At 75.0% G+C, this 14,818-nt stretch carries 10 protein-coding genes; 4 read left to right on the plus strand and 6 right to left on the minus strand.

Annotation, left to right across the window (positions count from 1 at the left end; all coding sequences use genetic code 11):
- Nucleotides 1-11 precede the first annotated feature (11 nt).
- Both scpA and ACH5AR_RS28505 read right to left on the minus strand, forming a co-directional pair.
- On the minus strand, nt 12-2,228 hold the full coding sequence (gene scpA / locus ACH5AR_RS28500) for a methylmalonyl-CoA mutase (RefSeq protein WP_396304390.1): 2,217 nt from the start codon (nt 2,226-2,228) through the stop codon (nt 12-14).
- On the minus strand, nt 2,225-4,093 hold the full coding sequence (locus ACH5AR_RS28505; RefSeq protein ID WP_396304391.1) for a methylmalonyl-CoA mutase family protein: 1,869 nt from the start codon (nt 4,091-4,093) through the stop codon (nt 2,225-2,227). Before ACH5AR_RS28505 ends, scpA begins: the two co-directional genes overlap by 4 nt.
- A 506-nt stretch (nt 4,094-4,599) precedes the next feature.
- Here ACH5AR_RS28505 and ACH5AR_RS28510 point away from each other — a divergent pair.
- Nucleotides 4,600-5,685, plus strand: coding sequence for an NlpC/P60 family protein (locus ACH5AR_RS28510; protein ID WP_396304392.1), 1,086 nt, complete (start codon nt 4,600-4,602; stop codon nt 5,683-5,685).
- Between the two features lie 125 nt (nt 5,686-5,810).
- Here the strand turns inward: ACH5AR_RS28510 and ACH5AR_RS28515 are convergent, their stop codons facing one another.
- On the minus strand, nt 5,811-6,308 hold the full coding sequence (locus tag ACH5AR_RS28515) for a MarR family winged helix-turn-helix transcriptional regulator (protein WP_396304393.1): 498 nt from the start codon (nt 6,306-6,308) through the stop codon (nt 5,811-5,813).
- Nucleotides 6,309-6,363: 55 nt separating this feature from the next.
- Here ACH5AR_RS28515 and ACH5AR_RS28520 point away from each other — a divergent pair, with 55 nt between their 5' ends.
- The 3 genes from ACH5AR_RS28520 to ACH5AR_RS28530 all read left to right on the plus strand — a co-directional run bounded on the left by ACH5AR_RS28520 (nt 6,364) and on the right by ACH5AR_RS28530 (nt 10,089).
- Nucleotides 6,364-7,440, plus strand: coding sequence for an ABC transporter substrate-binding protein (locus tag ACH5AR_RS28520; protein WP_396304394.1), 1,077 nt, complete (start codon nt 6,364-6,366; stop codon nt 7,438-7,440).
- Between the two features lie 160 nt (nt 7,441-7,600).
- A complete protein-coding gene (locus ACH5AR_RS28525; protein ID WP_396304395.1) occupies nt 7,601-9,073 on the plus strand; it encodes an APC family permease in 1,473 nt (490 codons plus the stop codon).
- Nucleotides 9,070-10,089, plus strand: coding sequence for an acetamidase/formamidase family protein (locus ACH5AR_RS28530; protein WP_396304396.1), 1,020 nt, complete (start codon nt 9,070-9,072; stop codon nt 10,087-10,089). Before ACH5AR_RS28525 ends, ACH5AR_RS28530 begins: the two co-directional genes overlap by 4 nt.
- Before the next feature lie 271 nt (nt 10,090-10,360).
- Here ACH5AR_RS28530 and ACH5AR_RS28535 read toward each other — a convergent pair whose 3' ends face one another.
- The 3 genes from ACH5AR_RS28535 to ACH5AR_RS28545 all read right to left on the minus strand — a co-directional run bounded on the left by ACH5AR_RS28535 (nt 10,361) and on the right by ACH5AR_RS28545 (nt 14,481).
- On the minus strand, nt 10,361-10,696 hold the full coding sequence (locus ACH5AR_RS28535; protein WP_396304425.1) for a BlaI/MecI/CopY family transcriptional regulator: 336 nt from the start codon (nt 10,694-10,696) through the stop codon (nt 10,361-10,363).
- Nucleotides 10,697-10,954: 258 nt separating this feature from the next.
- Entirely contained in the window at nt 10,955-13,693 is a 2,739-nt protein-coding gene (locus tag ACH5AR_RS28540; RefSeq protein WP_396304397.1) for an FtsX-like permease family protein, read from the minus strand.
- Nucleotides 13,690-14,481 (minus strand): ABC transporter ATP-binding protein, encoded by a 792-nt coding sequence (locus tag ACH5AR_RS28545; RefSeq protein WP_396304398.1) that lies wholly within the window; start codon nt 14,479-14,481, stop codon nt 13,690-13,692. Before ACH5AR_RS28545 ends, ACH5AR_RS28540 begins: the two co-directional genes overlap by 4 nt.
- Nucleotides 14,482-14,818: the final 337 nt, after the last annotated feature.

A 14,818-nucleotide genomic window follows, 5' to 3' on the forward strand; every position in this document is an offset into this window, starting at 1 on the left:
CGATCAGGCCGTCACAGCTCGTGGCCGAGGTCGGCCGCCAGCGACTTCAGCAGGTCGTACGCCGCGTCCGGGATGACCGTCCCCGGCGGGAAGACCGCCGCCGCGCCGGCCTCGTACAGGGCGTCGAAGTCCTGCGGCGGGATGACGCCGCCCACCACGATGGTGATGTCCTCCCGCCCCGCCTCGGCGAGTTCGGCGCGCAGTGCGGGCACCAGGGTCAGGTGCCCGGCGGCCAGCGACGACACGCCGACGATGTGCACGTCCGCCTCGACGGCCTGGCGGGCGACCTCGGCCGGGGTCTGGAACAGCGGGCCGACGTCCACCGTGAAGCCGAGGTCGGCGAAGGCGGTGGCGATCACCTTCTGGCCGCGGTCGTGGCCGTCCTGGCCCATCTTGGCGACCAGGATGCGCGGACGGCGGCCCTCGGCCTGCTCGAACCGCTCGACCAGGTCGCGGGTGCGCTGGAGGGAGGCTGACGGGCCCGCTTCGTCTCGGTACACACCCGAGATGGTACGGATCTGGCCGGAGTGGCGGCCGTACACCTTCTCCAGCGCGTCCGAGATCTCGCCGACGGTGGCCTTGGCCCGGGCCGCGTGGACGGCCAGGTGCAGCAGGTTGCCGTCCAGCGAGCCGCCGCGCTGCGGACCGGCCTCGGCGGCCGCCGTCAGCGCGCGCAGCGCGTCCCGGCACGCGGCCTCGTCGCGCTCCTCGCGCAGCCGGCGCAGCTTCTCGATCTGCCGTGCCCGCACCGAGGAGTTGTCGACCTTGAGCACGTCGATCTGCTCGTCGTTCTCCACCCGGTACTTGTTGACGCCGATCACCGGCTGGCGGCCGGAGTCGATCCGCGCCTGGGTGCGGGCGGCGGCCTCCTCGACGCGCAGCTTGGGGATGCCCGCGTCGATGGCCTTGGCCATGCCGCCGGCCGTCTCGACCTCCCGGATGTGCTCCCAGGCGCGCCGGGCGAGGTCGTGGGTCAGCTTCTCGACGTACGCGGAGCCGCCCCACGGGTCGATCACCCGGCAGGTGCCCGACTCCTGCTGGAGCAGCAGCTGGGTGTTGCGGGCGATGCGGGCGGAGAAGTCGGTCGGCAGGGCGAGCGCCTCGTCCAGGGCGTTGGTGTGCAGCGACTGGGTGTGGCCCTGGGTCGCGGCCATCGCCTCCACGCAGGTGCGGGTGACGTTGTTGAACACGTCCTGGGCGGTGAGCGACCAGCCCGAGGTCTGCGAATGGGTGCGCAGCGAGAGGGACTTGGGGTTCTTCGGATCGAACTGCTTGACCAGCTTGGCCCACAGCAGTCGGGCCGCGCGCAGCTTGGCGACCTCCATGAAGAAGTTCATGCCGATCGCCCAGAAGAACGACAGCCGCGGCGCGAAGGCGTCCACGTCCAGCCCCACGTCCAGCCCCGCGCGCAGGTACTCCACCCCGTCGGCCAGGGTGTAGGCCAGCTCCAGGTCGGCCGTCGCGCCGGCCTCCTGGATGTGGTAGCCGGAGATGGAGATCGAGTTGTACCGGGGCATCTTCTGCGAGGTGTACGCGAAGATGTCCGAGATGATCCGCATCGACGGCTGCGGCGGGTAGATGTAGGTGTTGCGGACCATGAACTCCTTGAGGATGTCGTTCTGGATGGTCCCGGCCAGCTTCTCCGGCGGTACGCCCTGCTCCTCGGCCGCGACGATGTAGAGCGCGAGGACGGGCAGCACCGCGCCGTTCATGGTCATCGATACCGACATCCGGTCCAGCGGGATGCCGTCGAACAGCTGGCGCATGTCGTAGATCGAGTCGATGGCGACGCCCGCCATGCCGACGTCGCCGGTGACGCGCGGGTGGTCGCTGTCGTAGCCGCGGTGGGTCGGCAGGTCGAAGGCGACCGACAGGCCCTTCTGGCCGGCCGCGAGGTTGCGGCGGTAGAAGGCGTTGGACTCCTCGGCGGTGGAGAAGCCCGCGTACTGGCGCACCGTCCAGGGCTGGTTGACGTACATGGTCGGGTACGGTCCGCGCAGGTACGGGGCGATGCCCGGGTACGTCCCCAGGAAGTCCAGCCCGGCGAGGTCGGCCCCGGTGTACAGCGGCTTGACGCCGATGCCCTCGGGGGTGTCCCAGAGCAGCTCGTCGACGTCCTTGCCGGTGGACTGGCGCCAGGCGGCCCGCCACTGCTCGTCGGTGACGCCCGGGCCGCCGGGGGCGCCCGCGTCGCCGTCCAGCTCGATTCCGGTGAAGTCGGGGATCATCGAGCGGCTCCGATCTGGTCCAGCAGGGAGGTGAGGACGGCGACCGCGTCGCCCCCCGCGAAGATGAACTCGTCCACGCCGTCCGGTACTTCGGCCAGACGCCCGGCCAGCAGCACCCGTTCGGCGCCGGCCGCCTTCAGGGCCAGGGCGACGGGGGCGGCGTGCTCGGCGTACAGCGCGTCGCTGGAGCACAGGCAGGCGACGGACGCGCCGGAGGCCCGGAACGCCTCGGCGAAGGCCGCCGGGTCGGCGGACTCGGCCGGGACGGTCGCGATGCCGCCGGCCTGGAAGAGGTTGGCGGCGAAGGTGGTGCGCGCGGTGTGCGCGGAGGCGGTGCCGATCGAGGCCAGGAAGAGGGCCGGGCGGGCGCCGGTCGCCGCGAGGTGTGCGTCCGAGCGGTCCCGCAGCGCTTCGTAGGCCTCGGCGCGGCGCACCTGCGGCAGCCCGCCGCCGGGGCCGGCCGGGGCCGGTTCGCGGACCAGCGGCTGCTCGTCCAGGTACGGGAACTCGCTGACGCCGGTGACCGGTTCGCGCCGCCTGGCGAGCCGCACCGAGCGCTCCGCCCAGGTCGCCGCGATCCGCTCCTCGACCAGGCCGGACGCCAGGGCGGCCTGCTGCCCGCCGGCCCGCTCGATCTCCTGGAACCAGGCCCAGGCGGCCCGTGCCAGCTCCTCGCTCAGCTGCTCGACGTACCAGGAGCCGCCGGCCGGGTCGATCACCCGGGCCAGGTGGGACTCCTCCAGCAGGATCGCCTGGGTGTTGCGGGCGATCCGGCGGGCGAAGGCGTCGGGCAGGCCGAGCGCGCTGTCGAAGGGCAGCACGGTGACGGCGTCCGCGCCGCCGACCCCGGCGGCCAGGCAGGCGACGGTGGTGCGCAGCATGTTCACCCACGGGTCGCGGGCGGTCATCATCACCCGGGAGGTGACGGCGTGCTGGCGCTGCGCCGAGGCGGCCGTACCGGCTCCCGACACCTCGGCGACCCGGGCCCAGAGGCGGCGCGCGGCACGGAACTTGGCGATGGTGAGGAACTGGTCGCCGTCCGCGGCGTAGCGGAACTCCAGCTGGCCGAGCGCGTCGTCGAGGGGGAGCCCGGCGGCGGTCAGCGCGCGCAGGTAGGCGACGCCGGTCGCCAGCGAGCAGCCCAGCTCCTGGGCGGGGGAGGCGCCCGCCTCGTGGTACGGCAGGGCGTCCACGGTGAGCGCCCGCAGGCCCGGGTACCCGGCGGCGCAGCGGGCGGCCAGCGCGGTGGCCCCGGCGAGCAGCTCCTCGGTGCGCGAGCCCTGGCCGGTGCGGGCCTGGAGGCCCAGCGGGTCGGCGCCGAGGCTGCCGGCGGCGGCGCCGGGGGAGACCTCCCGCTCCTCGTACAGCCGGAACAACTGCTCGGCGGCGTCGGTGGATTCGGGTCCGGCGTCGAGCGCCACGGCGGCCAGGTCGAGGTACACCCCGGACAGCGCCTCGGGCAGGGCCGCCACCGGGAGGCCCGCGCCGCCCAGCTCCAGCCAGACCGAGGTCACGCCGTTCTCCAGGTCGGCCAGGACGGCCTCGTTGGTGCGCCGGCCGTCCGGGTCGGCGTGCCGCTGGCGGACGTCCCAGCCGGCCACCGCGGAGCCCTGCGGCCGGCCGCCGCGCACGAACGGCGGGAAGCCCGGGTAGCCCGGGTCGGCGTCGGTGTCCTCGGCGGTGTACAGCGGGCGGGCGTTCAGGCCGTCCTGGAGCCGGGTGCTGAGAGCCTGCTCGGCGGCGGAGCCGTCCTCGGGCTGGGCACCGGACTTGCGCAGCACGCCCTGGACGAGCTGCTGCCACTGCTCTCGGTGCGCGGCCGGGAACTCGGCTGCGAGGGGGAGCCCTTCGGGCGGGACCTTCATGTGCGCAGGTTAGCGTCCGTTCGCGGCGCCGCAGGAGGGGAATTGCGTGTGACCTATCCCTCGATCCGGCTGGTCAGGGGCATTTCCCGTGGTGGGGAGTGCCACGGGCGGTCCGGGCGGCCGGCACCGGGGGGCGGTAGGGGTGTCAGGTCAGGGGGTGGGCGGGGCCGGGCCGGGGCCTGCGCAGGGCGGCCGGGAGGGCGGTCGCGGCCCGGTCGAGGGGTCGTCCGGGGCGCCGCCCGGTCCGGCGCCGCCGCCGGACGGTGTCCGAGGTCAACGCCGATGACACGGAACGCGATCGATGTCCCGTCATACCGTCAAATCGTCATGATCAGGGGGATTGCGGAACCCGGCCCCTCATCTATTAAGTTACTTCGAAGAAGGTGGGCGGGGCAGCACCCCCCCGTTGCTCGTCCTGCCCGCCTTCCCCGTCCCCCGGCCCCGGCCGAGCCGTCCCCAGGCCCGTCCGGACCGTCCCCAGATTCCCCCGAAGGAGAGCGACCGCGATGGGAAAGCGTCGCAAGCCCAGCCCCCCGAGCCGGGCCCGCATGGCGGTCCTCACCACGGCCATGGCGGCCGGCGGCGCGGTCCTCGCCTCCGGTACCGCCCACGCCGAGCCGACTCCGAACCTCGCCACCGTCAAGGAGCAGGTCGACAAGCTCAACGAGGACGCCGAGGCGGCGATCGAGAAGTACAACGGCTTCCAGGACAAGCAGCAGAAGCTCCAGGGCGAGGCCAACCAGATCCAGGAGAAGGTCGCCCGCGGCCAGGAGGCGATGAACGAGCTGCGGACCCGGCTCGGCGCGGTCGCCGCCGACCAGTACCGCACCAACGGCATCGACCCGTCGGTCCAGCTGATGCTCGACTCCGACCCGTCCGCCTACCTGGAGCGCGCCTCGGTGCAGAACCAGGTCTCCGACTCCCAGGCGAACCTGCTCAAGCAGGCCCAGGACGAGCAGCGCAGGCTCGACCAGGACCGCGCAGAGGCCACCGCGACCCTGGCCGCGCTCGACGCGGTGGGCACGCAGCTGGCGGAGCAGAAGAAGGACATCCAGGGCAAGCTGGCCGAGGCCCAGGCGATGCTGAACAAGCTCAGCGCCGAGGACCGCGCCAAGATCAACGCCCAGCAGAACGCCGAGAAGGCCAAGGCCGAGGCCCAGCAGGCGGCCGCCGCGGCCGCCAAGGACCGCGCCTCGCGCTCCGCCGACCGGCCGGACATGAACGCCCCGGTGCCCGCGGCCAGCGGCCGGGCCGCCTCCATCATCGGCTTCGCCCAGGCGCAGCTCGGCAAGCCCTACGGCTGGGGCAAGAACGGCCCCGCGAGCTTCGACTGCTCCGGCCTCACCAGCCAGGCCTACCGCGCGGCGGGCGTCACCATCTCCCGGACCTCCGAGGAGCAGTGGAAGGACGGCCCGCACGTCGACCGCGCCAACCTCCAGCCCGGCGACCTGGTGTTCTTCTACAACGACCTGCACCACGTCGGCCTGTACATCGGCGACGGCAAGATGATCCACGCCCCGCGCACGGGCAAGAACATCGAGGTGCTGCCGATCTCGGCGATGCCCTACATGGGCGCCGTCCGTCCGGCCTGACGGCGCGCCCGGTCACCTTCCGGCCCGTTCCCGCCCCGGCGGGGGCGGGCCGGGGCCGTCCGCGGGGCGAGGGCTGTTCCAGGAGTCGCTGCGGGGGCCGGGGCGAAAGGCCGTGGCGGGGCCGCTCAGAGCGCGGCGAGCCGCCGCAGCAGGTCCGCCGGGTCGGTGAGGCCGCAGGCGCGGCGGACGGCGGCGTCGTGGGCGGCGGCGAGGGCGTCCAGCCTGGTCAGCCGGGTGCGGCCCGGGCGGGAGAGGTGGGCGGTGATCCGGCGGCGGTCCTGGTCGTCCTGGCGCCGGTAGGCCCAGCCGGAGTCGGCCAGCGAGTCCACCAGCCGGCTCAGGCTCGCCTGCGGGATCAGCAGGGACTGGGCCAGCTCGCCCATGGCGTGCCCGCGCCCGTCGGCGAGGGCGCGCAGCAGCCGCCACTGGTCGACGGTGCAGTCCTCCTCGGCGAGGGCGGCGGCGAGGCCGCCGGAGAGCCTGCGCTGGGCCAGCGTGACCAGCTCGACCAGCAGCGGCTCCGGGGCGCCCGGGTGCTCGGCGGCCGGGTGCTCCGCACCGGGCTCCGCCGCATGCTCGCCGGGACGGCTGCCGACTCCCGGTGCGGCACCAGCTGCGGTCATCGGACCCTCCCGTTCCGGCCTTTCCCGATATCGCCGGTACGACGATACTCGCACTGTGAGCTTCGAGGTGAGGGTGATCGATCCGCTCGACGCGCTGCACTCGGAGCGGGACGGGGCGGCCTTCCGGGTGGGCCTCGTCGTGCCGCAGTCCGGCCCGCTCGGGCTCACCGGACCGTCCGTGCTGGACGGCGCCCTGCTCGCCGCGCACGAGGTCAACGCGGGCGGCGGGGTCCTCGGCCGCCCGCTGGAGCTGGTGCTGGTGGACGGCGGCGGCACGCCGGCGCGGGTGTCCGCAGAGGTGCGGCGGCTGCTGGACGCCGGGGCGCTGGACGCGCTCGCGGGCTGCCACACCAGCGATGTGCACCGGGCGGTCGAGACCGTCGCCGCGGGCCGCCTCGCCTACGTCTTCACCCCGCCGCACGAGGGCGGCTCCCGGCTGCCCGGCGTGCTCTGCACGGGTGCCGACCCGGCCGGCCAACTGGGCGCGGCGGTCCGGGAGCTGACGAGGAGTCACCGGCTCCGCCGATGGGCGCTGATCGGCAACGACTACATCTGGCCGCGCTCCGTCCACCGGGCCGCCGAGGGGCTGGCGGCGGGCGCCGGGGCCCGGGTGGTGCTGGAGCGGAGGGTGCCCTTCGGGGCGGTCGAGGAGGCACTGGAGCCGCTGCTGGACGCGCTGCGCGCCGCCCGCGCGGACGCCCTGCTGCTCAGCCTGATCGGGCGCGACCTGGTGCACTTCAACCGGGCGCTGCGGCGCAGCGGGCTGGACCGCACGCTGGTGCGGCTCTCCGGCGCCCTGGAGGAGAACGGCCTGCTCGCGCTCGGCGGCGACGACACCGGGACGCTGTACGCCGCGATGCCCTCCTTCGCGACCCTGCCCGAGGTGCGCCGGCAGAGCCTCGCCGAGCGGCACCGGGCGCTGAGCGGCCCGTGGGCGCCGGTCCTGGACGCGTACGCGGTGGGCCTGTACGAGGGGCTGCACCTGCTGGCCGGCCTGGCGGCCCGTCGGGCGCTGGCCCCGGACGGCCTGCGGGCGGCGGCGGACCGGCTGCTGCACGGCGAGGGCGCGGCCCGGCCGCCGATCCACCTCGCCCGGGCCGAGGGCCTGGGCTTCGCCGTCCTGCCGCAGTAGCCGCGCCGGCCCGGCGGACCGTGCCGGCCGCAGGGCCGCAGCGGTCCCGGTGGCCCCCTTCTCGTCAGGTGGAATGCCCGGACAAAACCCTTCCATCTGGAAATAGTTGCCTCTACAGTCTCCCCACACACCCGCAGGGTCGTCACGGAGAGAGAGCACCATGGCTGACACACCCGCGCCCCAAGGCATCGAGAGCTACGGCTACCAGCAGGAACTGCGCCGTTCGCTCGGCTTCACCGACCTGCTCGTCTACGGGCTGGTGTTCATGGTGCCGATCGCACCGTTCGGCATCTTCGGCGGTGTCTTCCAGGGCTCCGGCGGCATGGTCGCCCTCGCGTACGTCCTCGGCATGGTGGCGATGATGTTCACCGCCCTGTCCTACGCCCAGATGTCCCGGGCCTTCCCGATGGCCGGCTCGGTCTACACCTACGCCGGCCGTGGCATCGCCGCGCCGGTCGGCTTCCTGTCCGGCTGGATGATCCTGCTCGACTACGTGCTGGTGCCCGGGCTGCTGTACCTGATCGCCGGCGTCGCGATGAACTCGCTGGTGCCGTCCGTGCCGGTCTGGCTCTGGCTGGTCGGGTTCGTCCTGCTCAACACCGTGGTCAACTACCTCGGCATCGAGACCACCAACCGGGTCAACAAGGCGATGCTGATCGGCGAACTCGTCGTGCTGGCCCTGTTCGTGGTGGTCGGCGTCGTCGCGCTGGCCGACGGCAAGGGCCGGGGCTTCGACCTCACCCCGCTGTACAACCCCCACACCTTCTCCTGGAGCCTGGCCTTCGGAGCGGTCTCGATCGCGGTGCTCAGCTTCCTCGGCTTCGACGGCATCTCCACGCTCTCCGAGGAGAACCGGGACTCCGCCAAGGCCGTCGGCCGGTCGATGGTCGCCGCGCTGCTGCTCGCGGGCACACTGTTCATCGTGCAGACCTGGGTCGCCTCGCTGCTGGTCGCCGACCCGGACGCGCTGATCCGCGACGGCGACCCGAACGGCACCGCCTTCTACGACGCGGCCCGCACCGCCGCCGGCGGCTGGCTCGCCACCCTGACCGCCGCCTCCACCGCCGTGGCCTGGGGCTTCGCCAACTCGCTGGTCGCCCAGGCGGCCACCTCCCGGCTGCTGTTCGCGATGGCCCGCGACCGCCAGCTGCCCGCCTTCCTGGCCCGGATCCACCCCACCCGCCGGGTGCCGGTCAACGCGACCCTGCTGACCGCCGGGGTGTCGCTGGTGCTCGGCCTCTACACGGCCTCGCGCGAGGACGGCATCACCCTGCTGAGCACCCTGGTCAACTTCGGTGCGCTGACCACCTTCCTGGTCCTGCACGTCGCCGTGGTCGTCCACTACCTGGTGCGCAAGCGCAGCAGGGACTACTGGCGGCACCTGATCGCCCCGGCGCTCGGCTTCGCGATCCTCGCCTACGTGGTGGTCAACGCCGACATCGCGGCCCAGCGGCTCGGCTTCGTCTGGCTGCTCGTCGGCGGGATCGTGCTCGCCGGGCTGATGGCGACCGGGCGCACGCCGCGGCTGGCCGTCGCCGAGGCGGAGCCGGGCGCCGAAGGGGCCGGTGCCGGCGCGGAGCCCGGTGCCGCCGACGCCAACGCCACCATCACCACCAAGGAGAACCAGCAGTGAGCCTGCCCGAGATCGTCCAGCTGTCCCCGGCCCCGGAGGACTACGCCTACACCTTCGGCGGCCGCGCCCCGCTGGTCACCGTCCAGCCGGGCACCCTCGTCGAGCTGACCACCGAGGACTGCTTCGGCGGCAGGGTCCGGGGCACCACGGACCTGCCCAGCCGGGTCTGCGCCTTCCCCTACCTCAACCCGGTCACCGGCCCGGTCGCGGTGGCGGGGGCCGAGCCCGGCGACGTGCTCGCGGTGCACTTCGTGGAGATCACCCCGGCCCGGGACCACGGCATCTCCAGCACCTTCCCGCACTTCGGCGCACTCACCGCGACCCACAGCACGGCGATGCTGCACCCGGCGCTGGAGGAGCGGGTCTGGCTCTACGAGCTGGACGCCGAGGCGGGCACCTGCCGGTTCCGGGCCCGCACCGGCGGGTTCACGGTGGACCTGCCGCTCGACCCGATGCACGGCACGGTCGGCGTCGCCCCGGCGGCCGGCGAGGTGCTGGCCTCGATCACCCCCGGGGCGCACGGCGGCAACCTGGACACCCCCGAGATGCGGGCCGGCACCACCGCCTACTTCCGTGTCAACGTCGAGGGCGGGCTGCTCGCCGTCGGCGACGGCCACGCCCGCCAGGGCGAGGGCGAGGTGTGCGGTACAGCGGTGGAGGCGGCGATGCGCACCACCGTGATCGTCGACCTGGTCAAGGGCGGCGGCCCGGCCTGGCCGCGCCTGGAGAACGACGACTACCTGATCAGCACCGGATCCGCCCGCCCGCTGGAGGACGCGTTCCGGATCAGCCAGCACGACCTGGTCGGCTGGACCGGCGAACTGCTCGGCCTGGACCAGCTCGACGCCTACCAGCTGGTCAGCCAGGCGGGGCTGGCTCCGGCGGCCAACGTCTGCGACACCAACTACACGATGGTCGCCAAGCTGCCGAAGAGCCTGCTCGGCCGGGCCCGCGCCTACGACGGGCTGCACGCGCGCCTGCGCGAGACCGCGGCCGCGTACCTGCGGCACCGCTAGGAGCGACCGCCCGGCCGTCGCCTGCCCGGGACAGCCGCCCGGCCGTCGCCTGCCCGGGAACGCACGTGCCGGAGCGCGGGTTCGGGCACCCGGGTCAAGGTCGCGGCAAATCCCACGGACCCCCACCCCGCCCCCACCCCCGGGCCCGTCGGCACCCCCACGCCGATGGGCCCGCGGGGCGCCCCGAGGGGGTGGGGAGCGCAGACCGGCGGGTACCGGGGCAGCGGCGGCGCCGCTTCCCGCAGGGCGGGTGGCAGCCGAGCGGCGAGGGTCACCCGGAGCCCCGGGACCTCGCCTGTTCGAGCGCGGCGAGCAGGGCCGAGGCCTCGTCCCCGCTGATCCGGCCGACGAAGTGGTGCAGGGCGCCCGCCCGGTCGGGGCTGGTCTCCAGCGCCTGGTGCATCAGCCGGGCGGTGTACTCCTCGCGGGTGCAGGTCGGCTGGTAGACCCAGGCACGGCCGACCTTGTCGCGGCGCAGCCAGCCCTTGGTGTGCAGGATGTCCGCGACCGTGGTGACGGTGGTGTACGCGACCGCCCGCTCCCGCTGGAGGTCGTCCACCACCTCGCGCACCGTGGCGGGCCGGCCCCAGGACCAGAAGCGGTCCATGATCTCGGCCTCCAGATCGCCGAACCCCCGTAGCACCGCCTTCTACTCCCTCGCCGAAGCGCCCGTCGGCGCCCTCGGCCGCCGGAACGCGGCCCATGGTACGGCGAGCGCCGGGCGCCCGCCCCCGGGTGAAGGGGAGGGGCGCCCGGCGCGTTCGGGGCGGTATCCGGTTGGTGCCCGGCGGGTGCCCAAGTGGTGTCGGCCGGTGCCCGGCAGGTGTCCAAGCCGTGTCCGGCGCCTCCGGGGGCTCCGGCCCGCTCAGGACAGCCGCCGCCCGAGCGGGACGCGGGAGCGGGTGAACAGCGCGGCGCACAGCCCCGCGGCCAGGGGCAGCACCAGCACGATCAGCAGCAGCTCGAACCAGGGCGCGCTGACCAGCGCCGGCTTCGCCCCGAACCCGCCGGCCCGGGACTTCAGCAGGCCCACCGCCGGCACGAAGCCGTTCACCGCCCCGAGCAGGGCACCCAGCAGCGCGATCAGGGTGCACTGGAGGCCCGCCATGGTCCGCCGGATCCGCGGCGGGGCGCCGACCGCGGCCAGGGTGGCCTGGTCCTGCCGGGAGTCGGCGGCGGCCAGGCCGGTGGCGATCCCGGCCGCGCCGAGCACGACCAGCCCGGCGAAGCCGGTGAGCGCGAGCGTCAGCGCGTCGCTCTTCGGCTGGTAGCCGCGCTCCACGGTCAGCCGGGCGAGCCGGTCCAGCCGCACGGCGGCCGCCTCGGCGCGCTGCTGCGCCTTGCGGTCGGGCGGGGTGGCGGGCAGCCAGACCGAGCCGGTCGGCCGGGCGGTGAGCCCGAGGCCGGGCAGCGCGGAGGGCTGCACCAGGCCCTGGGCGAACTCGGCGGCGGCGGGGTTGTCCACCAGCACCGCGTCCACCGGGACCTCCTGGAGCTCCGGCTTGGGCGTCTCGCCGGGCTGCACCGGGGCACCGCCGCCGCGCAGCATCAGCACCGCCTTGCCGTCGGCGCCCACCAGGGCCCGGTCGAAGACCAGCAGCTTCCCGGCGGCCAGCGCCTGCTCGGCGGCCGGGTCGTGGACGGCGAAGAGGTTGTGCAGCACGGTCGCGTCGCCGGCGGCCAGGTGCGGCGGCGCACCGAGGCCGCGCCGCTCCGCCGGGCCCTTGAGCTGGACGACGCTGGAGCAGTTGTCGCAGAAGCGGTACTCCACCTCGCCGAGGTCGCCGCGCGGCCCGAGCCCGGACAGCTGCCGCTCCAGCTCGGCGCGCTCGTCGGCGAGCTTCGGCCCGTCGACGTGGCTGACCAGCTGGACGGCGCCGTACGGGGTCTCCGGCTGGTAGTCGCGCCGGTTCTCGGCGTCGGTGCTGGTGGTGTAGACGCCGATGGCGACGGCGCCGGCCACCGCGGCCATCACCGCGGCCACCGCCGGAGCGGTGCGCGAGCGGTGCCGGGCGGAGTCGCGCAGGGCCAGCCGGGGCCCGAGCGGCAGCTTCCCGGCGGCCCGGCCGATCAGGGCGACCAGCATCGGGGTGCACAGCAGCAGGCCGAGTTCGGCGACGACCGAGCCGCCGAGCACGGTGAGCGTACGGGTGTCGTAGCCGCCCGCGCCCACCTGGCCGCGCTGCACCGCGCCGGCGCCGTACAGCGCGAGCACGGCGCCGAGGACGAGCAGCGCCAGGCCGGCGAGGGTGACCAGGCGGCTGGGGGAGCGGACGGTGTCCCGGTCGGTCAGGCCGGCGGTGACGCTGCGCCGGGCGGCCTGGAGCGCGGGCAGCGCGGCCGCCATCAGCGCGGTGAACAGCCCGATCCCGGCGATCGCGAGCAGGTCCAGCGGCGGTACGGCGAAGTGGCCGAAGCGCACGCCGCCGATCTCCTCGATCCACGGCCGCAGGACGGCGACCGCCGCGGTGCCGAGCGCCACGCCGACCACCGCGCCGACCGTGCCGAGGACCACGCCGCCGCCGAGCACCACCGCGCCGACGTGGGCGCGGCTGCCGCCGGCCGCGCCGAGCAGGGCGAGCTGGCGGCGCGAGCGGCGGGCGCCGACGGCGAAGGCGGGCCCGGCGAGCAGGGCGACCTCCAGCAGCGCCATGCCGGTGACGGTGGCGACGACGACCCGGGTGTTGTTGGCGGCGGTCGGGTCGCTGTAGCGGTACGCGTCGCGGTAGTAGGGGACGGCCCGCTCGGGCGGCGGGGCGAGCGCCACCGAGCGCGCGGTCAGGGTGTAGCCGTGGGCGTTGAACTGCTGGACCTTCGCCCAGTCGAGGGCGGCGCCGGACGGCAGCCGGACCAGCCAGGCGGAGCGGGTGGCGGAGGGCTTCTCCGCGACGGGCCCGCCGGCCTCCAGGGCGGCGTTCAGCGGCTCGATCAACTCCCCGGGCCGGGCGACGAGTTCGACCCTGCCCAGCTCGCCCGGGTGCTCCACCACCCCGGTGACGGTGTACGCGGTGTGCTCCAGGCCCTGGAGGGTGGTGGTGGCGCCGGGCCTGAGCCCGGTGCGGTCCAGGAAGGCCCGGGTGGCGGCGACTTCGTGCGGGGCGCTCGGGGCGCGGCCCTCGACCAGGTCGAGCCGGCCGCGCCAGATCGGGTCGCCGAGGTCGGCCTCGGTGGTGAGGGTGCGGACCATGCCCTCGGGCGAGGTCGCGCCGGCCTCCGGGCCGGGCCGGGCGGGGGTGAGCGCGCTGCCGGGCGGCAGCAGCGAGCCAATCAGGGTGACCGGGTCGGTGCTCGCGCCCTTCTCCTGCTCGGGCGTCGGCTGCTCGCCGGGCCGGGGCTGGACGGCGAAGGCGCCGTCCTCGGCGATCGGGGCCTGCTCGACCGGCTGGCCCGGGTAGAGCGAGGTGACCAGCGCGTCGGCGCCGCCCACCACCCGCTCGACCCGTTCGGCCGGGGTCAGCTGGCCGCTGCGGTGCACCACGTCGGCGCCGGTGACGCCGAGCACGGGCAGCGCGATCATGGCGGCGATCAGCGCGCTGCGGCCCTTGGCGCGCAGCGCGTCACGGCGGGCGATCCGCAGGGCGACCCGCCAGGCTCCGAGCCTCACCACGCCACCTCGCCGGAGGGCTGCACCGCGGTCAGGCGGGCGGAGGAGCGGCGGCCGGGGGCCTCCGAGGCGATCTCGCCGTCCCGCAGGTGGACCACCCGGTCCGCCCAACTGGCGTGGGCCGCCTCGTGGGTGACCATCATCGCGGCGGCGCCGGCGTCGCAGCGGGCGCGCAGCACGGCGAGCACCGCCTCGCCGGTGGCCGAGTCGAGCGCGCCGGTCGGCTCGTCGGCGAGCACCAGCCGGCGCTCGCCGATCAGCGCCCGGGCGATCGCGACGCGCTGCTGCTGGCCGCCGGACATGTCGTCGGGGAAGCGGTCGGCGAGCTCGCCGATGCCCAGCTCCTCCAGGGCGGCCACTGCCTCCCGGCGGGCCCGGCGCCCGGGGACGCCGTCGAGCTCGCGCGGCAGGGCGATGTTCTCGGCGGCGGTCAGGGCCGGGATGAGGTTGTAGTCCTGGAAGACGTACCCGATCGAGCGCCGCCGGAGGTCGGCGAGCCGGCCGCGGCCGAGCCCGCCGAGCGCGACGCCCTCCACCCGGACCTCGCCCTCGCTGGGCTGGTCCAGGCCGCCGGCCAGGGTCAGCAGGGTGGACTTCCCGGAGCCGGACGGGCCCATGACGGCGACGAACTCGCCCGGGTGGACGGCCAGGTCGACGCCGCGCAGGGCGTGCACCTCGGCCGCGCCGCGGCCGTGCACGCGGGTGACGCCCGCCAGGCACAGGACGGGTGCGGGCCGGGTCGGATCGGTGTGGGACACACTTCCCCCTCGTGAGCTGCTCAACTGCATATGTCGGTGAACTATATATGCCGGAGGACGTGGTGCAAGTCGGCCCGGTTCCCGGCTCCGGGGAGGCCGATCGGATTCGGTCAAACTTCTACAAAGCTGTCGAGGACGGTGCGGGAACCCGGCCCGGGTCGTTCGAAGGCGGTCTATGCTCGGGACGACCCGGGCGCCGCGAGGCCGACGGGCCGAGGGGTGGCACCCGGCGCGCCCGACGCGCCGTCATGCCGCCGTGCGGCCCCGACCGCTCGGTGGCCGCGCCCTGCGCGCCTCCCCGCCGACCGCCGCGGCGGTGGCCATCATCGAGGTCGTCCCGGCCCCGCCCGGGTGCCGGGCGCGGGCC

This window comes from Kitasatospora sp. NPDC018619 (assembly GCF_044391605.1).
In the GTDB taxonomy this organism is placed as follows: Bacteria; Actinomycetota; Actinomycetes; order Streptomycetales; family Streptomycetaceae; genus Kitasatospora.

Bases quoted from the DNA above. Each gene is read 5' to 3' on its own strand.
- ACH5AR_RS28505 (WP_396304391.1), bottom strand. From the start codon at position 4,093: ATGAAGGTCCCGCCCGAAGGGCTCCCCCTCGCAGCCGAGTTCCCGGCC.
- ACH5AR_RS28510 (WP_396304392.1), top strand. From the start codon at position 4,600: ATGGGAAAGCGTCGCAAGCCCAGCCCCCCGAGCCGGGCCCGCATGGCG.
- ACH5AR_RS28545 (WP_396304398.1), bottom strand. From the start codon at position 14,481: ATGCAGTTGAGCAGCTCACGAGGGGGAAGTGTGTCCCACACCGATCCG.
- ACH5AR_RS28525 (WP_396304395.1), top strand. From the start codon at position 7,601: ATGGCTGACACACCCGCGCCCCAAGGCATCGAGAGCTACGGCTACCAG.
- ACH5AR_RS28535 (WP_396304425.1), bottom strand. From the start codon at position 10,696: ATGGACCGCTTCTGGTCCTGGGGCCGGCCCGCCACGGTGCGCGAGGTG.
- ACH5AR_RS28515 (WP_396304393.1), bottom strand. From the start codon at position 6,308: ATGACCGCAGCTGGTGCCGCACCGGGAGTCGGCAGCCGTCCCGGCGAG.
- scpA (WP_396304390.1), bottom strand. From the start codon at position 2,228: ATGATCCCCGACTTCACCGGAATCGAGCTGGACGGCGACGCGGGCGCC.